Source organism: Pseudoalteromonas sp. P1-11, from assembly GCF_001399995.1.
GTDB lineage: Bacteria > Pseudomonadota > Gammaproteobacteria > Enterobacterales > Alteromonadaceae > Pseudoalteromonas > Pseudoalteromonas atlantica.
Genome location: NZ_LJSP01000005.1, coordinates 26,144 through 51,981, shown reverse-complemented (window position 1 = coordinate 51,981; position 25,838 = coordinate 26,144). Strand labels below are relative to the sequence as shown.

Annotated in this window: 18 protein-coding genes; 11 read left to right on the top strand and 7 right to left on the bottom strand. The window is 37.9% G+C overall.

The genetic code is table 11. From position 1 onward, the window contains the following. Nucleotides 1–103 precede the first annotated feature (103 nt). From AN390_RS10740 to AN390_RS10705, 8 genes are all read left to right on the top strand, one after another. Complete coding sequence (locus AN390_RS10740; protein ID WP_055254462.1) at nt 104–1,522, top strand: phosphomannomutase; 1,419 nt, start codon at nt 104–106, stop codon at nt 1,520–1,522. 95 nt (nt 1,523–1,617) lie between these two features. Further along, entirely contained in the window at nt 1,618–3,015 is a 1,398-nt protein-coding gene (locus AN390_RS10735) for an undecaprenyl-phosphate glucose phosphotransferase (protein ID WP_055254460.1), read from the top strand. A gap of 70 nt (nt 3,016–3,085) precedes the next feature. Further along, nucleotides 3,086–4,384, top strand: a complete 1,299-nt coding sequence (locus AN390_RS10730) for an oligosaccharide flippase family protein (RefSeq protein WP_055254458.1) — start codon at nt 3,086–3,088, stop codon at nt 4,382–4,384. Nucleotides 4,385–4,508: 124 nt separating this feature from the next. Further along, nucleotides 4,509–6,236, top strand: a complete 1,728-nt coding sequence (locus tag AN390_RS10725) for an SLC13 family permease (RefSeq protein WP_055254456.1) — start codon at nt 4,509–4,511, stop codon at nt 6,234–6,236. 424 nt (nt 6,237–6,660) lie between these two features. After that, a complete protein-coding gene (cysC, locus tag AN390_RS10720) occupies nt 6,661–7,263 on the top strand; it encodes an adenylyl-sulfate kinase (RefSeq protein WP_055254454.1) in 603 nt (200 codons plus the stop codon). Between the two features lie 58 nt (nt 7,264–7,321). Then, on the top strand, nt 7,322–8,278 hold the full coding sequence (locus tag AN390_RS10715; RefSeq protein WP_055254687.1) for a DHHA1 domain-containing protein: 957 nt from the start codon (nt 7,322–7,324) through the stop codon (nt 8,276–8,278). 345 nt (nt 8,279–8,623) lie between these two features. Next, a complete protein-coding gene (gene galU / locus AN390_RS10710) occupies nt 8,624–9,544 on the top strand; it encodes a UTP--glucose-1-phosphate uridylyltransferase GalU (protein WP_055254452.1) in 921 nt (306 codons plus the stop codon). A gap of 532 nt (nt 9,545–10,076) precedes the next feature. Further along, entirely contained in the window at nt 10,077–11,528 is a 1,452-nt protein-coding gene (locus tag AN390_RS10705) for a capsule assembly Wzi family protein (protein ID WP_055254450.1), read from the top strand. A gap of 153 nt (nt 11,529–11,681) precedes the next feature. Here AN390_RS10705 and AN390_RS10700 read toward each other — a convergent pair whose 3' ends face one another. From AN390_RS10700 to AN390_RS10675, 6 genes are all read right to left on the bottom strand, one after another. Next, complete coding sequence (locus AN390_RS10700; protein ID WP_055254685.1) at nt 11,682–12,836, bottom strand: Arm DNA-binding domain-containing protein; 1,155 nt, start codon at nt 12,834–12,836, stop codon at nt 11,682–11,684. A gap of 261 nt (nt 12,837–13,097) precedes the next feature. Then, a complete protein-coding gene (locus tag AN390_RS10695; protein WP_055254448.1) occupies nt 13,098–14,384 on the bottom strand; it encodes a hypothetical protein in 1,287 nt (428 codons plus the stop codon). Further along, nucleotides 14,381–17,179 (bottom strand): site-specific integrase, encoded by a 2,799-nt coding sequence (locus tag AN390_RS10690; protein WP_055254446.1) that lies wholly within the window; start codon nt 17,177–17,179, stop codon nt 14,381–14,383. The genes AN390_RS10695 and AN390_RS10690 overlap by 4 nt, the downstream gene beginning before the upstream one ends. Next, nucleotides 17,172–18,749 carry a hypothetical protein gene (locus AN390_RS10685; RefSeq protein WP_055254445.1) on the bottom strand — a complete coding sequence of 526 codons (1,578 nt, stop codon included), beginning with the start codon at nt 18,747–18,749 and terminating at the stop codon, nt 17,172–17,174. Before AN390_RS10685 ends, AN390_RS10690 begins: the two co-directional genes overlap by 8 nt. A 13-nt stretch (nt 18,750–18,762) precedes the next feature. After that, a complete protein-coding gene (locus tag AN390_RS10680) occupies nt 18,763–19,236 on the bottom strand; it encodes a hypothetical protein (RefSeq protein ID WP_055254443.1) in 474 nt (157 codons plus the stop codon). A gap of 1,991 nt (nt 19,237–21,227) precedes the next feature. Beyond that, nucleotides 21,228–22,442, bottom strand: coding sequence for an RNA-guided endonuclease TnpB family protein (locus AN390_RS10675; protein ID WP_157686041.1), 1,215 nt, complete (start codon nt 22,440–22,442; stop codon nt 21,228–21,230). A 24-nt stretch (nt 22,443–22,466) separates the two neighbouring features. Here AN390_RS10675 and tnpA point away from each other — a divergent pair, with 24 nt between their 5' ends. The 3 genes from tnpA (at nt 22,467) to AN390_RS10660 (ending at nt 23,690) form a co-directional block, all read left to right on the top strand. Then, on the top strand, nt 22,467–22,880 hold the full coding sequence (tnpA, locus tag AN390_RS10670) for an IS200/IS605 family transposase (RefSeq protein ID WP_055254441.1): 414 nt from the start codon (nt 22,467–22,469) through the stop codon (nt 22,878–22,880). Between the two features lie 278 nt (nt 22,881–23,158). Beyond that, nucleotides 23,159–23,398 carry a type II toxin-antitoxin system ParD family antitoxin gene (locus tag AN390_RS10665; protein WP_008113998.1) on the top strand — a complete coding sequence of 80 codons (240 nt, stop codon included), beginning with the start codon at nt 23,159–23,161 and terminating at the stop codon, nt 23,396–23,398. Nucleotide 23,399: 1 nt separating this feature from the next. Next, nucleotides 23,400–23,690, top strand: a complete 291-nt coding sequence (locus tag AN390_RS10660) for a type II toxin-antitoxin system RelE/ParE family toxin (RefSeq protein WP_024606401.1) — start codon at nt 23,400–23,402, stop codon at nt 23,688–23,690. 733 nt (nt 23,691–24,423) lie between these two features. Here AN390_RS10660 and AN390_RS10655 read toward each other — a convergent pair. Continuing rightward, nucleotides 24,424–24,867, bottom strand: coding sequence for an antitoxin Xre/MbcA/ParS toxin-binding domain-containing protein (locus AN390_RS10655; protein ID WP_055254439.1), 444 nt, complete (start codon nt 24,865–24,867; stop codon nt 24,424–24,426). Nucleotides 24,868–25,838 lie beyond the last annotated feature (971 nt).

Genomic DNA, 25,838 nt, shown 5'->3' with positions numbered 1-25,838 from the left:
ATCAGTTATCAAATGTTAGTAGTCATATTTTAGAAAAGCAGCTAGGGCAATTTATATTGTGCTAGCTGTATTCTTATAGAATAGTTAAATAAATAGGTTTTTTATGGATAGCCAGTTAGTTTGCTCTCAAGTCATTGCAAAAAGTGGTATTGAGTTCGGCACAAGTGGTGCGCGAGGTCTGGTAAAAAATTTTACCTCAGATGTAAATGCGGCATTTGCAGTTGCCTTTATATCAGCGATAGAAAATGAATTTACTTTTGATACTGTAGCAATTGCTATAGACAACCGCCCAAGTAGTTATGCAATTGCACAGGCTTGTGTAGAGGCATTAAAACAACATAATTTAAATGTTGTGTATTATGGTGTAGTACCCACTCCAGCACTTGCTTACAAAGCAATGCAAGATAATATGCCTTGCATTATGGTCACAGGCAGCCATATTCCGTTTGATCGTAACGGCTTAAAATTTTACAGCCCTGACGGTGAGATCACAAAGGCAGATGAACAAGCTATTCTGAACAGCCAGGCCTTATTCACAGCGTTAGCAGAATCTCTTTCTGAACTGACAGTAGATATTTCTGCCTGCGAATTTTACACACAGCGCTATACCTCTCTTTTTAATGCTAACACGCTTAAAGGTAAGAAAATTGGTATTTATGAACACTCAAGTGCTGGGCGTGATATCTATAAGGTACTCTTTGAGCAACTAGGTGCAGAGGTTATCAGCCTTGGCCGAAGTGATAAATTTGTACCAATCGATACCGAAGCTGTATCTGATGAAGACAAGCAACGTGCGCTTGATTGGTCTCGCGAATACAACTTTGATGCGATCTTTTCAACAGACGGTGATGGTGACCGCCCCTTAATTACTGATGAAAATGGCAATTGGCTACGTGGTGATATACTTGGGTTGCTTTGTAGCCGATTATTAAATATCGAAGCCCTTGCCACGCCGGTAAGTTGTAATACTGCTATCGAAAAATCAGCAAGTTTTAAGCAAGTCAAGCGTACTAAAATTGGCTCGCCATATGTTATTACTGAGTTTGCAGAGTTAGCTCAGCAATATAAATCAGTGGCAGGCTTTGAAGCTAATGGGGGTTATATACTAGGTTCTGATTTAACATTTAATGGTAAGTCACTTAAAGCTTTGCCAACAAGAGATGCCCTATTACCTGCATTAATTTTATTGGCGCAAAATGAGCCTGTATCTAAGTTGCTCGCTAAGCTACCACAACGGTTTACTGCAAGTGATCGTATTAAAGATTTTGCAAAAGAGAAAAGTTTAAAATTGATAAACAAGTTTAAAGATGATGCTAGCCATTTTTTAAATCATTTAGGATATGAGGAGGGGTACTCTGTAAATTCAACAGATGGCTTACGTATTACTCTTGAACGCGGTGATATTGTGCATCTTAGGCCATCAGGTAATGCGCCAGAGCTGCGTTGTTATGCTGAAAGTAGCAGTGAACATTCATCCACAAAACTTGTAGAAAATGCATTGAACTTTATAAGTACCTACTAGTTTATTATATAGATAGCAAAGTTAAAAATGAGTAGTAATTTGAGTGTATTCAGTTATCCTTAAATTGCATTTATAACAACAATAATTGAGACTATATGCAAATGCATAAAGGAATTTTGCAAAGTAATGCAACCATTGTTGCATTTATTCAGCGGGTGCTCGACATAGTAATAATAGTAAGCACCTTATGGATTAGTACATACCTACATAATATTCCCTGGTTATTGCAGCACACAACAGCTGCTTTGCTGGCTGTTTTTTTATTTCACTTTACTAGCGAGCTCGACAAACTTTATATATCGTGGCGCGGATTGTCATTATATAAAGAGCTTAAAAAAACCATTTCGCACTGGTTTATAAGTGCGGCAATTTTATTTTTAAGCGTTAATTTTATAGCCTCAGAGTACTTAAACCCTGCTGGACTGCAGTTTACTTGGTTTTTGTTAGCTTTAGTATTACTGAGCGTTTATCGTGTTTTTTTACGTTTTACTTTAAGAATGCTGCGTGCGCAGGGTTATAACACTCGCAATGTAGTAATTGTAGGTGCAGGTGTGCTAGGGCAAAAGCTTGCTAATAATATTATTGAACATGCGAGTTTTGGTTTGGTTTTTAGTGGTTATTACGATGACAAAACACCCACCCAAAAAGTAGTGGCTGCGCAAACATTAGGTAACTTAGAGCAATTAGTTGCTGATTGTAAAAGCGGCGGGGTAGATCGCGTTTATATTGTATTGCCGCCTCAAGCTTATGAACGCCGTAAATGGTTAGTTAAACAATTAGCTGATAGCACTGCAAGTGTTTATATAGTGCCCGATGTATTTACTTACCAATTACTGCATTCACGTAGTGATACAATAATGGGTATACCTACTATCAGTATTTACGACTCACCTATAGACGGTAGTAACGCCATAATTAAGCGTATTGAGGATGTAATACTTTCTACTTTAATACTTGTTTTAATTTCGCCTGTATTAATAGGGCTTGCTATTGCTGTTAAGGTTACATCGAAAGGGCCGGTGTTTTTTAAGCAAAACCGCTATGGCATTGATGGTAAACCAATTAAGGTGTGGAAGTTCCGCTCAATGAATGTAATGGAAGACGGCGCTAAAGTAACCCAAGCTACAAAAAATGACAATCGCTTTACACCTATCGGGCAGTTTATTCGAAAAACTAGCCTTGATGAGCTACCGCAGTTTTTAAATGTACTACAAGGGCAAATGTCGATTGTTGGGCCTCGGCCTCACGCCGTAGCACATAATGAGCAATACCGAAGTTTGGTTGATGGCTATATGCTACGCCATAAAGTAAAACCCGGCATTACGGGTTGGGCACAAATAAATGGCTGGCGTGGCGAAACCGACACCCTTGATAAAATGGAAAAACGCATAGAGTTTGACCTTGAATATATTCAAAACTGGTCACTCGCTTTAGATTTAAAAATAGTGTTTTTGACTATTTTTAAAGGTTTTATAAATAAAAATGCGTATTAATGTTTTGGCTACCGGGCTACGGGCTACGGGCTACGGGCTACGGGCTACGGGCTACGAAAATGAGAAGTAAATGTTTAGCAAAGTAAAAGCTATTTTTAGTGATGCCGAACACCGCCACACGGCAATAAATGCCGCTATTGCGCTCGCTATACGCGTTTTTGGTGCAGGTATGGCATTTATATTTAACTTAATTATTGCAAGGCAATTAGGGGCTGAGCAGGCAGGCTACTTTTTTTTAAGCTTAGCTGTAGCTATGTTGTTAGCAGCATTTGCTAGGCTTGGATTTGATAATACTGTGCTGCGTTTTACTGGCGCAAGTGCAAAAAGTGGGTTGACGGTAAAAAATATTTTGTTGTTTGCTTTAAAATACAGTCTACCAGTGGCTACTGCTATTGCTGTAATTCTTTATTTTTTATCACCAGAGATTGCAAATAGTGTATTTAGTAAACCGCAAATGGCTAATAGCCTTGCGTTTATTGCGCCTGCAGTCATTGGGTTAAGTGCTGTAACCATTATTGCAATGAGTTTACAGGCCAGGCACAACTTAATAGCGAGTATCCCGTGTCAAAACATTGCGCACTTTTTACTGTGTGGTGCTGCTGTTTTATCATTTAATACCTCTACAGCAGACACCTCCGCATTGTATCTAAGTTTAAGTTTAGGTGTTACAGCAAGCTTTTTTTATTGGCTTGCAATGAAAGATTTAAATAACAGTGGTGATGCGGTTAATGCAAATGAGCTTTGGCAAAGCGCTCGCCCTAATTGGGTTATTATTTTAATGAGCCAAGCAGTACAGTGGAGCGCGCCTATTATTATTGGTGTGTATTTAGTGGCTGAGCAAGTGGCTTTTTTTAGTGTTGCACAGCGTATAGCCTTGCTTGCAAGTTTTATTTTAATGGCTGTTAATTTAGTAGTTGCGCCTAAGTTTGCTAATTTTAAAGCTAAAAACGATATGGAAGGCATACGTAAAACCGCATTGTTTAGCGTACGCCTATTAGTTTTAAGCGCAATGCCTATTGTATTGTTTATGTTGTTGTTACCTGAATTCTTAATGGGGCTATTTGGCGAGCAATTTAAGCAAGGCGCGGTTATTTTACAAATATTAGTGTTAGGGCAAGCTGTAAACGTAATTACAGGGTCTGTCGGGTTTTTATTGCAAATGACAGGTAATGAGCGTGATATGCGGTTAGTAACTATAATAAGCGGTTGCGGCGTATTAGTAAGCGTACCACTATTTACAAGTTTATATGGCGTAATAGGAGCTGCGGCTGCTACCGCCTTTTTTATTAGCTTACAAAACATACTTGCAGTGTACTTTGTAAAAAAACGATTAGGTTTTAATACACTAAAGTTTTGGCAGAAGATTTAAGAAAAGCTGAGAGTTACTAGCTGTGGGCTAAGGGCTAAGGGCTAAGGGCTACGAGTTAAAAGCTACTAGCTGCGAGCTAAAGGCTATAAGTTACGGGTTGTGAATTGAGTTTAAGGAAGAATAAGTGATTTTAGAGCAGTGGTTGATAGTGGTTATATTTATTACAACCATTGTAGGTTTGATTAAGTTTCAAAAAGTGCCAGAGCGCGTATTTGCTGCAGCCAGCCTTGCTTGCTTTGCGCTTTCACTTGTCTCTACAGAGCAGTTATTAAATAATGCGGTTAACCCAGGATTAATAACGTTATTGCTTTTGGTTGTATGTGCATTCGCATTTGAACGAACAAGCCTTTTACGTAAAATTGCCACTATTTTATTTAATGGTTCAGTATTTAAATCGTATTTAAAAACCTTGTTTGCCACTGTTATTGCATCTGGCTTTTTAAATAATACCGCCGTAGTTGCCACTCTTATTAGCCCTGTTAAAAATAATAAACTTATTCCTGCTACTAAATTGTTACTTCCGCTTTCGTACGCTGCTATTTTGGGCGGTACGCTCACCCTTATTGGTACTTCTACTAATTTAATTGTTAACTCTATGCTGATTGAGCGAGGCAAAGCTGGCTTTGCATTTTTTGACTTTTTACCGATTGGCCTAGCTGCTGTTATTGTGTGCTTTATTGTTATGGCTTTAACAATTAATAGATTAAAAGGCACATTAAATAACCACACCGTAATTAGTGATTATTTTGTAGATGCCAAAGTAACTGAAAATTCACCACTAATAGGTAAAACTGTAGAACAAAATGGTTTGCGTAATTTAGAGTCACTTTTTTTAGTTGAAATAGTGCGTGACAATCGGCTTATATCGCCTGTGGCGCCTAGCCAAATGATCCGTGAGGGCGATAAGCTTATTTTTTCGGGCGATGTAACTAAGGTACTAATATTACAACAATTTGAAGGCCTAACTTTATTTGCCGAGCAAGATGGTTTATTACATAACAACCTTACCGAGGTGGTTATAAAACCAGGTGCTGCGATAGTAGGAAAAACACTCAAAACAGCTGGATTTAGGGCGCGTTTTGATGCTGCCGTTGTTGCTGTAAGGCGAGAGGGTGAAAAGCTCTCTGGTAAGCTAGGCGAAATAACCATTCAAAGCGGTGACTTTTTAGTGCTTGCTGTTGGAGCAGACTTTGCCAAGCGTACAAATCTGACTAAAAACTTTTTTATATTAAGCGGTGTAAAAGCCGAAAATATGTTAAGTGGTCTAAAAGAGCGACTAGTTTTATGGGGCTTTTTAGCGACTATTGGCGGCTCACTTATTTTTGATATTAGCTTATTTAAGTGTTTTGTATTTTATTTGGCATTACTTGTTGGTAGTAAATGTTTGTCGTTAAACGAAATAAAGCGTCGTTTTCCGCTTGAGTTATGGTTGATTGTAATGAGCGCATTAACACTTGCTACGGCATTAGATAATACAGGTGTTTCCGCCCTTATTGCCTCTGGTGTAGAGCACTTGCTTGCAGGCCAAAGTGTTTATGTAGCATTTATAGGGGTGTTTATACTCACTTTAGTGCTCACTGAGGTTATTACTAATAACGCTGCGGCTGCTCTCACATTTCCTATCGCGTTTAGTATTGCACAGGGCCTTGGCGTGAGTTATTTACCCTTTGTACTTGCTGTTGCTTTTGCTGCAAGTGGTAGCTTTATTAGCCCTTATGGGTATCAAACAAATTTAATGGTATATAACGCCGGCAATTATAAATTAACAGACTTTATTAAATTTGGTTTACCTATTTCTATTACATACAGTGTGGTGGTTATAACGCTTGTGCCTTTGTTTTTTCCATTCTAATAATAAGCGTGAAAAACAAAAGTAATTTAAGGGTGAGTTTATTTAATTAAGGTCCTTCTGTGCAGCACCTTAGTGCTTTCTGTTGTAGTTAAATGTAGTTTAGTAATAAAACAAAAAGTGCCTTACTCACCAAAGAGAGTTCAGAGAAGTAAATGAGAAGAGCTTTTTCTCGGAGTAGCGCGAAGCGCCTCGGTGGTAGAGGTATTTGGGGTTAATAACCCTAAAGTAATTAAAACATTACTATTACCACAGAGAAATGACGGAGAAGTGCTGGATAAGTAATTAATAAACTTTATGTATCTCTATCCAGAAATTAAATTTTGCCAGCATATAAAATAGCTTACTAGCTGTTAAATACTTCGCAATCATAAGCCAAACTAGTAACCAGATGAAAATAGATAAAGTTTAGTATAAAGGTAAATTAATGAATCAAGACGAAAATATAGTATGGCATTCGCAAACCGTGTCGCGAGAGCAAAAACAGCAACACAAAGGTCATAAACCTGTCTTACTTTGGTATACTGGTTTAAGTGGTTCGGGTAAATCAACCATTGCTAACGCCGTAGAAGCCAAATTGTTTGAGCTAGGCTGTCATACCTATTTGCTTGATGGCGATAACGTACGCATGGGGCTGAACAAAGGGCTAACTTTTAGTGATGAAGACCGCATTGAAAATATTCGCCGTATAAGTGAGGTTGCTAAATTATTTGTTGATGCAGGACTTATTGTATCTACAGCGTTTATTTCGCCATTTAAAGCCGATCGTGAACAAGCACGAAGCATAGTAAATGAAGGTGAGTTTGTAGAAGTGTTTATTGATACCCCACTCTCTGTTTGCGAAAGCCGCGATCCGAAGGGGCTATACAAAAAAGCGCGTGCGGGCGAAATACCTAATTTTACAGGTATTAGCTCTGCATTTGATGTACCCGAAGCCCCTGAGTTGCATGTGAAAACAGCAGAGCAAAGTATCGAACAAAGCGTAGAGCAAATTATTCAGTACTTAAAAGCAAACAAAATTATTAAGTAATCAGGTTCTAAGTTTTAGTGGGCTTTTTTCTTAGTTATCTTTTTACCTAGAGATGTATATGAAATATGATATTTTTAACGGTGATGCCGATGGTATTATCGCTTTACTACAGCTTCAATTAGCTAACCCTACCGAGACAGTAAAGGTAACAGGGGTAAAACGCGATATTCAGCTAATGCAAAAAATCACTCCAAAAGCGGGTGATTGCATTAGAGTGTTGGATATTTCAATGGAAAAAAATATGCCTGCGCTTCACGATGCTTTATGTGCTGGGGCGCGTGTTATGTATGTAGATCATCATAAAGCCGGTAATATACCTACTCATGCTAATTTGTATGCTCACATCGATTTAGATGCGAATATGTGTACTAGTTTGATTGTTAGTGATTTACTAGATAAACAATTTCATTTATGGGCTATTACAGCAGCATACGGTGATAACTTATTTGCTAAGGCTGATAGCGAGGCCGATAAGCTTGGATTAACTGAACTTCAAAAGTCACAGTTAAAAGCATTTGGTACTTACATAAACTATAACGGCTACGGAAGTGAAGTGGCAGATTTACATTTTGCCCCTGCTGATTTATTTGAGCTGCTTATGCAGTATAAATCGCCCTTTGATGCAATAAACGATAAAAGCTCGGTTTATTATACTCTTGAGCAAGCTTATAAAGCTGATATGGAAAAAGCTGCCAATGCGCAGATTCTCCATAATTGTGATACCGCAAAAGTTATTTTATTAGAAGATGCTGCTTGGGCACGCCGGGTAAGTGGGGTTTTGGGTAATGACCTTGCTAATCAGTCACCAAATAAAGCCCATGCAGTTTTTACGTTTAATAACAAAGGCAGCTACTTAGTGAGTGTTAGAGCTCCCCTTACCAATAAGCAAGGTGCTGTTGATATTTGCAGTAAATTTGATACAGGTGGAGGCCGTGCTGCCGCTGCTGGCATTAATGAATTACCTAAAGCGCAAGTTGAACGCTTTATTAAAGAGCTCGTAGAGTATTACGGATAGTTAGGCCAAGAGCCGAGCGATGTAAAATTTAATTGTAGATGCACAGCTTGCTGGCGTTTAAAAGCAGCGCTTTTTACGGTGGTTATTACATTATAAGAGACGCTTTGCTTTTAACCATCGTAAACGTTAGCTCTTGTGTCTGCTGCGGGGATTGACTTTGGCGCTGTAGCGAAGTTTATTGGCGGGCACTTGCTGGCCTAAGCAAGCATTATTTTTGTTTTACAAAACCCTAAACTTATATACTGTATAAAAAGCACGTTATGAAATATATTCAGGTTGTATCTACTTTTAAATTGCTAAGTTAAGATCAACATATAAACTATTATTTTAAATAAAGGACTAACCATGAAAGCTGTAATCCCTGTTGCTGGCCTTGGTACTCGTATGCTACCAATGACTAAAGCCATCCCTAAAGAAATGTTACCTATTGTTGACAAACCTCTTATTCAATACATAGTAAGCGAGTGCGTGGCTGCTGGTATAAAAGAAATTGTTTTAGTTACACATAGCTCAAAAAATGCAATTGAGAACCACTTTGACACGAGCTACGAGCTTGAAGCTACACTTGAAAAGCGAGTCAAGCGAACCCTACTTGAAGAGATTCGTTCAATTTGCCCTGCCGATGTAACTATAATGAGTGTTCGCCAAGGCGAAGCGAAAGGCTTAGGGCACGCCATTTTATGTGCTAAGCCAATTGTGGGTGATGATGATTTTATTGTGTTACTGCCTGATGTAATACTTGACGGTTATACGGCTGACCAAAAGACTGAAAACTTAGCAGCTATGATTAAACGTTTTAATGAAACTAAAGCAAGCCAAATTATGCTAGAGCCAGTAGCACAAGAAGATGTAAGCAAATATGGTATTGCTGATATAAACGGCGTACAGCTAACACCTGGCGAAAGTGCGGCAATTAAAACCATGGTTGAAAAACCTGATGTAGATAAAGCACCATCGAACCTTGCAGTTGTTGGCCGTTATGTATTAAGTAAAAATATTTGGCCTTTACTTGCTAAAACCCCAGTAGGTGCTGGTGGCGAAATACAATTAACAGATTCTATTGATACGTTAATGACACAAGAAACTGTTGAAGCATTTCATATGAGTGGTCGTTCACATGACTGTGGCGATAAGCTAGGTTACTTAAAAGCGATTGTTGAATACGGTATGCGTGATGCTAAGCTTGGCGACGACTTTGGGCAATACTTAACGTCGTTGGTTAGCGATGAGCCGACTGCGCAATCAGATAATGTTGTAAACCTGTAGTTACAAAACGTTAAACTGAGTAACTTACTAAAACCGTGTTTGAGCCAAACACGGTTTTTTTGTTTATAGCTGATACTTATTTTAAGGCTTTAATAGAGAGAAATTAATCAACCACAGAAATCACGGAGGAGTGAAGCAAAAGTAATTAATAAATATTATGCTTTTCTTCTGTTTAGTGCTCAGCGCCTCGTTGTCCTAGGTGGTATAAAAATGTTTAATTAACCACAGAGCACAGAGCACACAGAGAAGTAAATGAGAATATTTTTTCTCTGTGTAGCGCGAAGCGCCTCGGTGTGCTCGGTGGTGTAAAAATATTTAATTAACCATAGAGAAGATAAGAGAGGCGACTAATCAATATTATTTATCGCATTTGTATAAGGCAAAGCCCTTGGTCTCTTATCTGGTATTATAATTAAATAAAGTACTGAATAGGGAAATGTAATTTTAGATTTATACAGATCCTAGTTGTTTACTCATTAACGTTTTTTTATCATGTAAACATAACCTAGAACATAAATTAAATGGAAAAAGAATGCTAAAAAAATTACCGCTCGTAATCGGAATAATCTTTAGTTCTCAGGTATCAGCTAACGGTGTTTCGGCTTATTTACCATTAAAGCAAAACCCTCAATTAGAACAATTAGTTGAAAAGCTTCTTGTAGTGGGTGATAACACGCATATGATGGCTAAGCCTTATAAAACAAGTGAAGTATTGAAAGCTTTAAAATCGATAGAACATAGCTACCCTAGTCTTTATCAAAAGCTCTTTAATGAACTTGCCCTATACAAACAAACGGATGCGGTAACCTATGCTAAAGCAACAGTTGCGTACGGTAATGAACCGAAGTCAATTCCTAATCAGCGTGGCCAAAAAGTAGATACTTATTTAAAGCTAGAAGCCGGAGCGTTTGCTAATTTTGGTAACCACTTTGGTGTGAGTATCGCGGGTATTGCCAATGAAGATGATTTATTACCCATCCAAAGCTTTGTATATTTTGGTAATAGTTACGCACAAGTAGATATCGGTTATAGGGAGCGTTGGTATTCACCTATGTACGATAGTGCAATGATACTGAGTACAAATGCCAAAACCCTCCCTTCTATTGGTATTAGCAATGTGGAGCCTATTACCGACTTTGATATACGTTATGATTTGTTTTATATGAAAATGAAAACCGATCCAGCAATTAATTCGGGTAAAGAAGTAGGCAAAACAGTACCAGGCAAGCCGCACTTAGCTGGTGTTCATTTGAGCTTTTCTCCCTTTGAAGATTTAACCTTAAGTGCTAACCGTTTATTACAGTTTGGAGGCGGAGATCGCTCTGTTGGTATTAGTGACTTCGCTGAAGCATTTTTTTTACCAGGCAATAACGACAATGTTAATGGTGAAGAGCTCGAAGAGTTTGGGCCTAATTATGAAGTAGGCGACCAACTCGCATCTGTTAGCTTTGATTATAAAGCGACTTGGTTTAATGTGCCTTTTAGTTTTTATGGTGATATTGGCTTTGAAGATACGTTTGGCGGTGGTAAAAAGAATAATGCATATAGCTTTGGGGTGTTTTTACCATATTTAAACGAAGATCATAGTTTAAGGTTTGAAAATAGCCGCTGGCAGGAAGGTTGGTACCAAGCAAAACTATACTCTTTAGGTAATACGATTAGTGGCCAAGTTTTAGGGCATTGGGCAGGTAATGAACGCGGCGAAAACCATCAGCCGGCGGCTGAGAGTCAATCTATTAACTGGGTATGGCAATATAGTTCTACACAAAATATTGATACTACTATTCGACGAATAGAAAATGGTTTGGAGCGTGGAGACAACGGCGCAGGCCGTTTACCTTTATCTTCTTACACGATAGGGATTGAACTAGAAACACGTTACACGCAACAGTTACAAGAGGGGTTTTGGGGCTTAGAACTTTATACTGGTAAAACAACGTTCGATGATAGCTTTATCAGAGTAGGTGCATTTTATGGCTGGTAATTACACAAATACAGGTAGTTAGCTTAGCTAGTAGCTATAATTTGTTTATTCAAATAGCATGAGTTTATTGCTATTTAAGCGCGGCATTTAATATGCCGCTTATCTATTTTTTAATACTTTTGTTAAGGTAAGTGAGTTTGCACTATCTTTAATTTATAGAATCCCACGCTCAATCATCATTTCATTAAATGCATACCCATCCTGCCTAGATGCATTAGCTACATATGGCGCATAAACCTCAAATAATAAACGTGTATCGCTATGCCCTAACATATGTGAAATATATAACGGGTTTTCGTGTGCGGCAATATGCAGCACAGCCGCAGTGTGGCGTGTTTCGTAAGGGCGCCTACGTGCTAATCCCGCTTTTTTTAATGTGGGGTACCACAGCTGTTTACTCACAAAGTGATTATCGAGCGGGTTGTCTTTATGAGTAAATACAAAGTCACTACTTGCTTGCTCTTTTAAGCGGTTAAATAGTGTATAGAGCGTATCGCACATTTTTAATTCGCGGCGTGACTTAGGCGTTTTCACATCACACAACTCACCATTAACCCAATTATGGCGAATACGAATAAGACGATGGTTAAAATCAATGTCTTCCCAACGTAAGCCATGCACCTCACAACTGCGCATACCTGTCCAAAAACGCACTTTAAAGTAATCTTGCCACTGTGTAGGCGCTGCTTCTAAAAACCGTTGAACCTCATCAGCCGTTAATGGGTTAGAGTCGGCGTGCTCTTCTTTAAGTATTTTGTATCGACGCATAGGGAAAGGAAAGTTATGCTCTTCAGCCGCTAAGCTTAAAATTGCTATAAGTGGCCATAAAATGCCATTAATACGCTTGTTGGTGAGCTTTCGTCGGCCATTTTTTTCTATCAACGTTAAGCTTTCACGAAAATAATCTACATTGGCCAATGTAATTTCGCTTACCAATATATTACCAAATTCAGGGATCAAATAGGTATCGAGGGTATTGCGTACTACGCTTTGGTAGCTGCTTTTCCATTTGGCTTTTTGACGATCGAACCACTCATTGGCGTAGTCGTTAAAAAATGGGTGAAGGCGATCGGGGTGTTTACTGCGCTGTAGAGCTTCAAACTTCGCTACTTTTTTACTCTCAGGAAAATAATCACGGTATTGAAACGTTTCTAAATCAATTTCCGCGTTCATTTTTTTGAGTAGGGTATTGGCTTTTTTTAAATTAGCCGGCGTTGCCATCAGCTTAGTGCCTTCACGAAAGCGTTGCCCATAAAGGTGTAAATCAAATTGAATACGTCCGTTAGGACGAATGCGAATGTGAGCCATAATGGCCTCCATTAGTTAATGGATCTATAAATAGATCTATCCCTCACCAATGGAATTCGTTAGAATTAAGCCATCGGCTGGGCTGGTTTAAACGTCGCGCAGCCGGTACGGGGTAGGGAGGTTCCAGTCTCTCTACCCCAACTGCTTATTTTATTGTCAGTAATACGAATACCATACACTAAGTACAAAATTGCGCTACTGACTAGAATTTCACATTTAAAATATAGTAAACACTGTATATTTGTCTAGTGCTTTTCAGCGTTAATACTCTTTCTCTTTATCCATAATGTACCCAAATAAATCTTCTTGTACTTCTCGCTTTGTATTTCGAGCATTTGTACCAGCTTGACTTTGATTTAACTCTTCAAGCAACGCTGCAACTTTAGGAAGCTGGCTCTCATCTTTCTCAATCGAAATAGTGCGATGTGGTAGTGTGTTCTCAAGTGAAAAATACACACCTAATTTACGTTCGCCGTTTTCGTACTTAAGAATGTCGAGGCGCGTACTTTCCGCTTGGGTTAAGTCGCTAATGTTAATGCCCAATAGTGCTTTTAGTGAAAAGCGATATAATGACTCACTATTTTTTGTTTCGCTACACGTTTGAGTTACCGCGATTGGGTGCACAAATTCAAAAGGGGGCATAATAAATGCAATAGCGGCTTTATCACCGCTTAAATATAAGAGTGCATTATCTGATTTTTTAATAGTTTTATACTCAGCTGAGCAGTGCCTAACTTCATTTTTAAGTGCAAGGAAATCTACTACAACATGTTTTTCGTTAATGAATTTAAGAGGCTTCTTTGCGTAAAACTCTTCAACGCCGGCCAATGAATAAGTGACTGTGACTTCCGGTGTTTTAAAGGTGATTGATTCACCTTGTTGGGCAACTTCAATTTCATCGCCTTCTGTTGCTTTACATACATTATCAACCTCACGGATAATCTCCTCTGTCAAAACCATTGAAACCGGTAGATTTAGGTTGTCAGGTAGGTGCACTTCCTCTACATTTCCATCGCGTTGAACTCGACAATATTGTTTTTCTGCGTTCATTTCACATAATTCTAAAGGCATATTTTGTTTTGCCTCATATATAACTCGCTCTATTGTAGCTTTAGAAACAGTTGAGGTTGGGCGCTGTGCACTTTCTTTGAGATAAGCTAAATGCGCTTCATATACATCAACACACTCACACCGACGCAGTGCATTTTCGCTGCTTTTAGTGTCTTTATGGATTAATTCAACTGATGTCGCATTTGAAAAGGAGGTGTGAACACTGAATTCAATGTCTTCATTTTTACTGAAATAGTTTGGGAGCTGCTTTATAAAACTGCCATCTATAGAAAATTGTGTGTCTTTTACATGACTAGAAGATTTATCAAGTGTAAATTTACTATGCGAGCATAAAGGCGGTTTACCCGCTATTATTGTAATCGACTCTTCTTTTTTATTTATTAATACGGTTGCTAGGTTATCAAAATAACGAGTATCAATAACCTCCGTGATGCTTTCGAATAGTGCTTTTTTATTACTAGGAATTTTAATCTTCATGGTTGTTCCTTATTGTATTTGAATGATTGAATAAATTTATGTGCAAACTTGAGCACACTAGGTGAAAGAGGCTTTTTGGGTATTAAATAAATAGTTAATGTTGTTTCTCCTGTAGCATGTTTAGTGATTTGAATGACTTCATTTTTCTGAGCGAACTGTGCTTTAAGCAGCTGTTTTTGTCGTTCGATATTGGTTTTTCGATTAACGGATAATACAAATTTGCAAGTTAACCAGCCCCAATCGCTATGTCTAAAAGCGGTGGTAAATGCACGAGCGTTTTTGCTATTGCAGGCCAGCGTTATTTGTAATGATTGACCATCATCAGAAAGTGCAACGGGAGGTAGATTGCTTAGAGCTGTATGCTGCTTTTTAGAAACCGGTTGAATATGATGCTTACTGCCATTACCCCATATAAAGCTAAGTGCACTGAAGTCGAGTGCTTTATGTTCAAACATGGCTTCAAAAATAAAACCCAGTAACGAGTGTTCGCTACTATGAATTGATTTTTTCCACATTGAGGCAAGATCAATAGTTGTACTCGTTTTTTCCGCTTCACTCTTTTTGCCAAGTATGACCTCTCTGAGCTGCCTATCACTCATTTTTACTGGTTGACTGCGTTTTTGTCCCAGTGTTTTATTGGCGTATTCAGGGCTGAGCCTAAGTAGTATTCGAGATAGGTCGTTAGATTTAGGGTGTAGCCCTAATAAATAGCGCAGCTCACTGTGCGTATATTCATGAAGAACATACGGTGCATGTGCACGACTAATAATAGGGAGTAGCCATTCAATATCATGTAAATACGACCACCTTGTTGTTTCATAGTAGAGGTGACCAATTTGCAAACCCATTTCATCTAAAAAAGCAGCATCATTCACTTCGTTAACAGCTCTGCCTTCAAACCAATAATCGAAACGAGTAGTCACCGAGTCGTTTGAAAGCACTTCTTGCTCTAATGGGGTTTTCCCTCGGTGTTCATTTGGTGTATCGATCACGAAATGTAGTGTTTGCAGCATAAACAGATGTACACCACTGTGGCGAAGATGATGAAAATTAAGATGCTTACCAAATAAATACCGTAAAGCACGCGACACAGGTAATAAGTAATAAAGCTGGCGTGAATGGTATTTCTCGCCTTCAAACCCCAACAAAGGTTCCTCGCGAGGTATGTTCTCTTTTATTTCAAATAGATATATAAATAACAGGCGGTACTGCACAGGAAGTGTGGTGTACACCATGCGAGTGGTGTTGCTTTTGGTGTTGCCTTCTGATGTATTAGTTACCGTGATCGTTATAAGACCAGTCCCTGGTTTAAATCGAATATCTTTACGGCGTAACCTTAGAACTTCACCACGACGCAACATAGCGTAAAACCCTAATAATGCTGCAATCGCACCAAATAAACTACGAAAAGGGTTGTTAGTTTTGCTCGATAAAAGCACTTCAAGTAGACGGTCCAATTCGTCAACAGTTAATCGACCAGGACTCACCGATGGCGCTACCAGAGGTGAGCTAAAGCTAGATAAATCGAGTGTATCTGTTTGTTCTTGGTAGCTTAAAAAGCGTAAAAAATTATAAAAGGTGCCTTTTACTATATCGGAGTCTATCGAGTCATAGACAGTTTGAGCCCACGCATTAATAGCCTCTTCGCTAATAGCCTCTGCGTAACACAGAGGGTAGGGCTCAAGTTTACTTTTAAGTGAGGTGTAGTTTTTAATCGATCCTAATGCAAGGGACGCTTTTTTTACTCCCCCATACACAAGCAGCTGTTTTGTGTAATCAAATAACAAGCGCGGTAGAATGTTATTGGCATCCCACGGCGGTGTTTCGACAGTGCTGAAACTTTCAGAGTGTTTGAGTAAGTCTTCATGAGGCCAACGCACTTTTTTTTGTAATTTAGTTAATGAATCAAACCATTTGGTATCCCAATCGATAGCATAAATCCCGGCCTCTCTTATTTTTGATAGAGTAGTGGATTTTGATAGACCGACATGCCGCTCAGGGTTAGCCAAATCCTTAACGAAAACAGGCGGTAGCTGAAAACGAAGATACCAATGGATTTGAAATCGTTTCGGCCATATCTGTTTAATACTACAGGCCGGTAACCCATTTTCTTCCAACCAACTTGATAAGTCTGCATACAAACATTTTGAGCCGATTCTTGGAGGTGACTGCGCATAATAGTCCTCTAAGAAACGATAGCTTTCGATTGATAAATAGTAATGAGTTGTTCTTAATTCATCTGCCCCATACCCCATGTGAGTAATAGCAAGGCGTGGATTACCTTCTTTATCTATAATCGAATTCGGATTATTTAAAATAGCGCTGATATGCTCAAGCGATAAGGGGGCTATCTCAAAGCCAATTATTAATGCCATAAAGCACGGTGTTAATGAGCCCCTTGTATCAAAAAAATACGTTTTTTGTTGTTGGTAGCATGCAAAAATTTTATGTGCGTGCGCTGCACCTTTTGCAAGCTCTTCAAAATATTGATGGTTGGTGTCACTGATTGTGTTTTTTATAAGTGCTGGTAATTGCCAATGACACGCTTCTCCCAAATAAAAAAGAATCCCCTCAAGCGCCTGCTTATATGCTCGTTGCTTCCCGGTCGGAATAGCATTGATCTGCTGAGTGATCTTCCTGAGATCGGTATTATCGACAATACGCGTTTTCTTTTCTGTTATTTGCCAGTGTTCTAATACCCAAAAGATGTCATCTTCTGTTGTCTTTAATGGCCAAGATTGAGTCAAATACTCAGCAATTTTTTTTGCATGCTGATGTATAAATTTTTCAGACATAAGTTAAATCCTTCAGTCCTAAACGCTTCGGTAGTGTATTTAAAAAACCTTTAATTGCTTCGAATCGAGGTGAGAACAACATATCGCTTCCGAGGCGCTCTCCCAGATTTTCATGCCCCATCAGCCGATCGATATCGTTGTCATATAGCTTGTCTGAAAACATATGGCTATTAGCACAGAAACTAAAAAAGTGGCGCAATTGATAAGGCACTACATTGGGCCAAATTTGATGCATGAATAAACGAAGTTCGCGACTTGTTAGGGCCTTCGGGATGTTTTTCTCACTACACGTATACCAAAGCTCATCTAATTCAGTATGTATGCTGAGTTGTGTACGAATAACTGATTGTAAGGATAAATACTGTTTAATCTCTTGTTGCAAGTAATCACAGAGTATTAGCTGCCTAAGGACACCTTTATCTTTGATAAATACAACATCAGAGCCTGAGTAATAAATTGATAATATACTGATGCTATGTGTAGGCCTTGCGCCAGTAAGAACAATAAACAGTAATGCAATACGATAGGTTGCTTTATTATAGTAATCTCGCAGCGCCGATTGATTTGCTAAATATGTTTTTGAACGAGGGCCTTTAGCCAAGACACTTTCTTTAGCATTTACGACTAACGTATGTACTTTTTGGAAAAAGTGACTGACGTGGTTATCTTCAAGTGATCGAGCACTGCCTATTAAAATCGCTGGAGTGCGCTTTTTATCACGACTGTTTTGTGTGATATCGAGTTCAAACTGACTTATCTCACCAGGTTGCGATAAATAGTCGGCCTCTGTTATTGACGCATTAATAAGGTTTACAGAATACTCTTCCAGAAAGAGCTCAAAATATACGTGGAGTTCAGCTTTTTTTGCTGCGTTAAGAAGGCGTGATAAGTAGCGGTTATGCGCATTAAATATCTTGCCACGGATACGATCAGTATTTAACTGTTGGTAATATATCGCGCTAGAATGATGTGCTCTATTATTCGTTATTAGCTGTGATCGAACTATTGCACCTAGTGTGTTATCCGCCTGAGCACAATTAATAAAATAATGCTGGAAGGTATTTTTGTTAACGCGAGGGTTATCTTTTAATGTATTCGGTGTTTTCCATGCTGCCTTTATTATTTCAAATAAATGTGCTTTGTTTTTGAGATTTAAAAAAGGCGTACCGTAAGTGTGATCGCTAATAAAGCGTTGAAAAAATACATTTAAATAGGTCGGCATAGGTTGCCATAAATACACAATACGGTTTTTGTATTTATAGGGTTTCGCATACTCAGCCCACGATACTGTACCATCATAATAAGTGCGAAAAGTGTGCTTTTTACAAGGTTTTGTGGCTGGTATTTTTATAAAATCAGGAATATCACTTGCCGAACTAATGTACTTCCAGCCTAGTGTTAACCACATGAATAGTGCTACTGCAGTCATTGCTGGACGAGCTTTAGCATCAACTCTAGCTAGCTTTATCAACATAATAGCTAATGTTGTGGCGTGCGCTAATGCATTAGGGTAGCGACCACCGGCATTACTTAAACGGTTACTTCTCGCAATATGCTCCGATATGCCCATGTTTAGCACTCCATTACCGAAAAGTTGAAGGAGATGTATTAGCTAGATTTGCCAATACATATTGTTTAGGTGTCGCTATTCCTTGCTCTTTAATGCAATTAAGACGGTGTTTAATATTTGTACTTAAATTGCTTTTTGAAAAAAGCGTTAATGCACCGTCAAAGAGTAGAGTTGTCAGAAGAACTTGTTCGGTAACTTCTTGCGGGTAAATAAGCAGTCTTAAGTTTAATTTCGCTTTCAGTGGATGTGCTTTAAAGCGTTCAAGTATGCTGCTTGCTGTAAGTGTTAAATAGCTATTATCGTCAGTATCAAAAATCACAGCTAATGGGTGCAAGTCTAATAATGACTGTATTACTTCTATAGGTAAGTCATCGATACTTTGGTTTGCTCTTAGCTGTATCACATCATTTTTGGTTAATTCAATTAGTAGCGGGTGAGGCTTCAGCTCAGCCTTTGAAAGTGGTATCGATTTTTGTTTGTATTTCATAATTAGCTTCTCTATACATTTTATTATCAAAGGAGCGTTAAGGCTCATTTCGAAACAGCAGTAAACTAGTCGTGTTCATAAGACCTACATAAGTACAAGCAAAAAAAGTTACTTGTTATGAGCACGGCAAGTGAATAACTAGCTCTATAGGTACAAGTTGAATCGTAAACATTATTTTTGATGTACAAAAAAAATAGAGAACCCTAAAAAGCATGCTGTAACCTACTTATTCCTAAATATTGTTTAATTTCAGTGATTTAAAATTTGGTTTTTTTCTAATAAAAAGGGTGTTTTTATGTTTTTTTAATTGATGTTATGTTTCTAGTGGATTTTGAGGCGATAAATAACGCTATTTACGCATTTGAATGTGGATGTATAAAAGAAGAGCGACTGACCAAGTATTTATTCAAGGCAGGCGAGTTCAGCTAACGAAAGCGGATAGTAAAGTACGCTAGTATTGACCCTCTGATTTATTTAAGTAGTTGCTTAACGGTAATATGAATCTGAAAAGCCTGTTCAGTTAAAACGTTATATGTTTTAAGTTTATGATTTTTAAAAATAAATTAAGATAGTCTCAAAAATGAATATCCCCCCATCTAAATGACTTCAAATTTTAGGTTTTTCATAAATTAATAAGTTTTTTGACGAGTTCCAAAAAATAGAGCATCCTATTTAGTATTCTCTAAAATTTGACTTTTAAGAAATAACTTTAATTCAATAGGTTAGTTTGCTATTTCTGTAGGGGTTATTGATTAGGTATGAATCAAATCGTAAACATAATTTTTTGGTATGTAAAAACATCAGAGCACCCTTAAAAGCATGCTGTAATGTCTTTTCTTTATCAGTCTTTTAATTTCAGTAAACTAAGTTTTAAAAAAAGGCTCTTTATGTTTAAGTCGGTTTGGAAGCAANCCCTTAAAAGCATGCTGTAATGTCTTTTCTTTATCAGTCTTTTAATTTCAGTTAACTAAGTTTTTAAAAAAGGCTCTTTATGTTTAAGTCGGTTTGGAAGCGATAAATAAGGTTATTTATGGGTTTTAATACGGGCCCAGAAGAAGACCGTTGTTGAACAAGTATTTACTCAAAGAAGACGTAGTTCATATATAAAGCATATAACGATGTACGCTAGCATCAATGTTCTGATTTTTAAAATAGTTGCATAATGGAAATATGAATTTGAAAATGAACAGCCTGTTTAGCTAAAAATTTTCGCTATTTTAAGCTCTGAGTTTTTACCAATAAATTTAAGATAGTCTCAAAAATGAATATCCCCCCATCTAAACGACTTCAAATTTTAGGTTTTTCACAAATTAATAAGTTTTTTTGACGAGTTCCAAAAAAATAGAGCACCCTATTTAGTATTCTCTAAAATTTGACTTTTAAAAAATATTTTTAATTCAATTGGTTAGTTTGCTATTTCTGTAGGGGTTATTGATTAGGTATTAATCAAATCGTAAACATAATTTTTTGGTATATAAAAACATCAGAGCCCCCTTAAAAGCATGCTGTAATGTCTTTTCTTTATCAGTCTTTTAATTTCNAAACTAAGTTTTAAAAAAAGGCTCTTTATGTTTAAGTCGGTTTGGAAGCGATAAATAAGGTTATTTATGGGTTTTAAGTTTAATGATTTTTCGCCGATTTCTGTGTAGCTATAAATATGTAAATAGCACTAATAACTTATAATAATAGCTCTCGTAAACCCCTATTTACGATAGCTATTATTATGTTAAGTAGGTGGTTAGGTTACATCGGTCATGAAATAAACAGAAATATTGACTTGTATCTAGCCTCAATTAATTTGGCTGGTTTAAAGGCTCTCGCATTAGAGCTCACACTCATACAAAAACTGGAAAAGTTAAACAACAGAAATTCTATAGATAGCCTCCATTAAAAATGGGGGATTACCTCTGCATTCAGCGAATAATGATCTATCGCCTATGAACAACTCCCACTAAACGCTGCGCGTTTTGAAGGAGTTTCAAAAAGAAAGCCTAAGCTACCTTTTTAGGCTGGTTCCCAGCCTGAATACCTAACGCCCAGTTTAAGTTAACTTGCGCACTGGCTACATCGCGGGGCTTCTCACAACCACATTCGCATGAGTGCCAGCGGTCTGCTAAGGATTTCTTCTTCTTAGCTCCGCAGTCTGGGCAGGTTTGACTTGGCTTAACTTGCTTTGTTGGTACTTCAACAAATTCGCTACTAGCTTCTTCCGCTTTGTATCGCAGCAAATTAAGAGTCATGGCTGGCGCGGTGTTCAGAATTTCCCGATTCAGACCAGCCTTTTGTTTCACCATTTTTCCGTTTTTCTCGACAGTACCTTTGGCACTGCGAGTCATGTTCTTAACGGTGAGTTTTTCGGTGGCGATCAATGCCGCCACTTCAACTAATTTTGCAGTTTCTTTATGAGTAAAATCGAGTCTTTGACGGGCGATTTTCTGGTGGAGTTTGGCTATTTGATGCTTTAATTTTCGCTGGGTGCGAGTGCCTTTTTTCGCTAACGCGAGGTCACGTTGTAAAGAGGTTAATCGCTCTTTGCTGTTTCTGAGGTAACGGGGGTTTTCGACTTGCTCAAAATTACCATCCTGATCGATTGTCGAAAAGTAATGAGAAACACCCCAATCCAAGCCAACAGCTTTAGTGCCACAGTTTCTCTCAATGGTGTCATACTCCATTGAAACTGAAATGAACCACTCACCATTCTTTCGGATGATTTCGCCAGTTTTCGGCTTGCCTCCTGTGTTTCTAGCTTTACCTCGGATCTTAACGATACCAACATCAGCCAAATAAACAGCACCATGCTTTTTTTCTTTCAGGTTGAGCTTCCAACCATCACCATGAGCCTTGTAGCCCCAACCTTTAAAGCGTTGAAATGGTTTAAAACGTGGGAATCCAGCTTTCTTATCACCTTTTTTGAGCCGTCTAAAAAAACCGTCAAAAGCCAGTGCAACACGTTTTAATGTGACTTGCTCACTCTGAGCATTAGCATTGAAAATGCCATGCGCTTTACGATTATTACGCCACAGAGTGTTGATTTTGCACTGTTCGTGAAAGTTAAGACTGTAATTAGAATCACGATATGTTTCGATGCGATCACGTAAAGCCCAGTTGTACAACTGGTGATGGTGGACAAACAAATCCATCAGCGATTCTTCTTGAGAAACTGATGGTTTCATTTTATATGTAACTTTACGGATTGCTTTTTTCATAACAACTAACTATATTTAGTTGTTATGAAAAAACAAGCCCTAAATACGCTGTATCACAGCGTTTATAATATTCACTATCATTTAGTTCTTGTAACTAAATATCGTCGTCGCTGTATCACGCCAGAGGTTGCCGCGTACTTAGAATCTCAGTACAAAAGGTTGTTAAAATCTTGGGATTGTGAGCTTTTGGAGTGCAATGGTGAGCCAGATCACCTTCACCTTTTAATTTCTGCTAATCCCAAGATGCAACCAAGTAAAATGGTGAACAGTTTAAAAACTGCTACATCAAGACTTGTGCGAAAGGAGTTTTTCGAACACTTGGGTGAGTTTTACTGGAAGCCAGTTTTTTACAGCAGAAGTTATTGTCTGGTTAGTTGCGGAGGTGCGCCACTTGAAATCGTGAAGCAATATTTAGCTCAGCAGGAAGGATTTGATTAAAGCCAGCACTTCGTGGTGGTGCGCCTTTCACCACCACCTAAATTAACTCGCTTTGGCTCATTAGATTTAGATGGAGCACTTGGCGCTATTGGGTAGAGTTTGAGAATTATCAAATTAAAGTGTCCAGTTTTAGTTGACCAGAACACCTTAATAAGAAACTAAAAAATAGTTGCTTATACTTTAGCAACGCAGGATTAGGAGGTGTTTTTTGTGTTTCTTAATTGACTTGATATGTTTTTGATACCAAAATATATTGAATTTTGGTATTGGAGGTTGGCATGGCGAAAAATACAAGTGTTACATTAGGTGAGCATTTTGACTCATTTATTAGTCAGCAATTAGAGACTGGTAGGTATGGATCTGCAAGTGAAGTTCTAAGAGCTGGATTAAGAGCCTTAGAAGATCAAGAATTGAAAATGAACAATTTAAGGAATATGTTGGTTGAGGGAGAAAACAGCGGAATAGCTGACTATTCATATGACACACTATTAAGTGACTTAGATAAAGAAAATCATTGATATGAAATTTCATATATCTAAAAAAGCTAAATCAGATTTAATAAAAATTGCTCGTTACACGCAACTTAACTGGGGCAGGCAGCAGAGAAATGACTATTTAAAATTACTTGATAGCGTTTTTCATCAAATTGCAGAAGAACCAGAGCTAGGTTATATTTGTGATTACATTAGAGAAGGCTATAGAAAGCGACCGCAAGGGAGTCATGTAATCTATTACAAAGAATTCGGCAAGAAAGAAGTTGTAATTATTCGAGTTCTTCATAAAAGCATGGATGTACATCGGGCTCTCTGAAAACGTAACTGGCCTGTGTAGTTGCTTTTTTAGGAATATATCTAACCATTCTGGATTGATTGCTTTTTGACCTTTAACTTTGGAGCGGATCGTTGCGGGAGCCGTGGTTTAGGTGGATAAATCGATTTATTGGGATTTTATGCGTGGTATAACAACGACAAAACGGACGCTGCTGCCTATCTGACTTCGTTAATGGGCCGTTTAAAATAAGGGGTAACATCTCAATTTTATCGAATCTTTCCGAGAAAACCCATTGATCGACGCGTATTGGCGTCGATGGGTAGTTCACGCTTGCATATGTATACGTTGTTAGTTTAAGAAACAGTTCTGGTCATTACTTTTAATGTTAAAATGTATTAGTTCAGACAAGATCTGACAGTTCATGTTAAGACTTATTCAGCTAAACGCTAAGGTCTAAGCTTATTTAGGCTATAAGTGTCTTTACTTTAAATCGTTAGTTCCGTCGGCCATTTCTGAAAAGCAAATACAGGAAAAATTTGGAGTGGCTGAGGGATTACCAAAGCAGTTGCGTGATTAAAAACAGCTGAGAAATTAGGTTTACGTATGAATATATGCGGCTTAAATGACAAACCGAAGCCTTTTCAAGCATACCCGATTGTTGTGTAGAGGCGGTATAAGCAGCAATACAACGGGTTTAGCACTATGGCGTTCAATACTGAAAGACAATTACAGGGATTGTTATATTGCTTAGGACCTATCCGATAAACGACTATTACGCTGTAAATCCATGCTGTAGCCCGCTAATGACTCTGCGTATTAATTCACGGCCACGGATACTGTTCATTATGGCTCGCGCGGGTTGATTATCAAACTGAACATTGGGTGTGCCTAACCATATATTCCAATTATCGATACTGCTGAAATATGCAATCCCAAAGTTTGACAATCGTGCCACTTCAATCGCATTCTCACTGATCTGTTTATTTAGAGGCTTATCTTTATTACGTAACAAAGTACGTTCAGTTGTGCCCAGCGCTTTTGCTAAAGTACTCAATTCCCATTGTATTGAAGTAGAAAAAGTACGTAAACCGGCTGTTGTTAAGCCTACTTTAACTATCGCAATTTCAGCCATAGGGTTTGAGTGTGTATTTAATTCTCCAAGCGTGACGGTATTGATAAAGTCATGCTTTGTACTTATATGCTGTACCTTATTCATTAGTAGCTCACTATGATTGACAACAATTACCTTTAGCGTTCATAGCTAACTCGTAAAACCCTGAGTAAAATAATATAGCAAGGTAATGAGTAATATCCTAAATCGCATACGATCTTTGGGACACGAAATGCGTATGTCGACTTATACGCTATCAAAGCTGGAAAATATTGCTAATTAGATAAAAGAACACTATCTGTTTCTATTTTTAAGGGCGTATAAACCAGTGGCGAGAGCCACTACAGACATAGCTAAAACTAATAAAGTGGCTATTTGTATTGCGTTCATAAATTATCTCCTGATGAGTATATTTTAAACTTCATATTAAACTATAACTTTGATAATTTTTAGTACAAATTTAATATTTACAGACTAAGGCTTTATCTAATGTTGTCGAGCAAACCGGTGTTCAGAATGAAGTAATCTCGCTGTATAACCACTGTTGAGCTGACTCATGGAAGAGTTTTTTCTCGTTATAAGCTTAGCTTTAGCCATTAATAAGACTGTGTTTTCTGAAGTTAGATAGCCTACTCCGCTGCCAAATTAATTGCTTATAATTCAAATTCAGTTGTATGAACTTTACTTTTTTTTTGCGGTTTAACATCTCAATATTAGATCATTGTTCGTTATGACAATGTTCTGCTCAATTAGCTGACCACTATGCACGGTAAGTGTTATTCACGATGAAGTGCGTCTGTTTAGCTGAATGCTGGCGTGGTAATTGATTATCATAGTAAGAAAATGTACATTAAATAGGTAATTAAAATAGAAGTTTTAATGATTAAAATGCAGTATAAATATTTCTCGACTTCGTTAGCCCCCTTTAATAAGTAGATGTAAGTGCTCTCTTTCTATATTACAAAGTACTTGTTTTGCTTATCTTTACCGCTGGTTTTAAGGAGATAATAACTTATATTCTTAATATGATTCAGTGGGGCTAGATATACGAGTTCAATAAAATATTTATGATAAAT

Coding starts and splice junctions, on each gene's coding strand:
- AN390_RS10740 (WP_055254462.1), top strand. CDS start 104: ATGGATAGCCAGTTAGTTTGCTCTCAAGTCATTGCAAAAAGTGGTATT.
- AN390_RS10735 (WP_055254460.1), top strand. CDS start 1,618: ATGCAAATGCATAAAGGAATTTTGCAAAGTAATGCAACCATTGTTGCA.
- AN390_RS10730 (WP_055254458.1), top strand. CDS start 3,086: ATGTTTAGCAAAGTAAAAGCTATTTTTAGTGATGCCGAACACCGCCAC.
- cysC (WP_055254454.1), top strand. CDS start 6,661: ATGAATCAAGACGAAAATATAGTATGGCATTCGCAAACCGTGTCGCGA.
- AN390_RS10715 (WP_055254687.1), top strand. CDS start 7,322: ATGAAATATGATATTTTTAACGGTGATGCCGATGGTATTATCGCTTTA.
- galU (WP_055254452.1), top strand. CDS start 8,624: ATGAAAGCTGTAATCCCTGTTGCTGGCCTTGGTACTCGTATGCTACCA.
- AN390_RS10705 (WP_055254450.1), top strand. CDS start 10,077: ATGCTAAAAAAATTACCGCTCGTAATCGGAATAATCTTTAGTTCTCAG.
- AN390_RS10700 (WP_055254685.1), bottom strand. CDS start 12,836: ATGGCTCACATTCGCATTCGTCCTAACGGACGTATTCAATTTGATTTA.
- AN390_RS10695 (WP_055254448.1), bottom strand. CDS start 14,384: ATGAAGATTAAAATTCCTAGTAATAAAAAAGCACTATTCGAAAGCATC.
- AN390_RS10690 (WP_055254446.1), bottom strand. CDS start 17,179: ATGTCTGAAAAATTTATACATCAGCATGCAAAAAAAATTGCTGAGTAT.
- AN390_RS10685 (WP_055254445.1), bottom strand. CDS start 18,749: ATGGGCATATCGGAGCATATTGCGAGAAGTAACCGTTTAAGTAATGCC.
- AN390_RS10680 (WP_055254443.1), bottom strand. CDS start 19,236: ATGAAATACAAACAAAAATCGATACCACTTTCAAAGGCTGAGCTGAAG.
- AN390_RS10675 (WP_157686041.1), bottom strand. CDS start 22,442: ATGAAAAAAGCAATCCGTAAAGTTACATATAAAATGAAACCATCAGTT.
- tnpA (WP_055254441.1), top strand. CDS start 22,467: ATGAAAAAACAAGCCCTAAATACGCTGTATCACAGCGTTTATAATATT.
- AN390_RS10665 (WP_008113998.1), top strand. CDS start 23,159: ATGGCGAAAAATACAAGTGTTACATTAGGTGAGCATTTTGACTCATTT.
- AN390_RS10660 (WP_024606401.1), top strand. CDS start 23,400: ATGAAATTTCATATATCTAAAAAAGCTAAATCAGATTTAATAAAAATT.
- AN390_RS10655 (WP_055254439.1), bottom strand. CDS start 24,867: ATGAATAAGGTACAGCATATAAGTACAAAGCATGACTTTATCAATACC.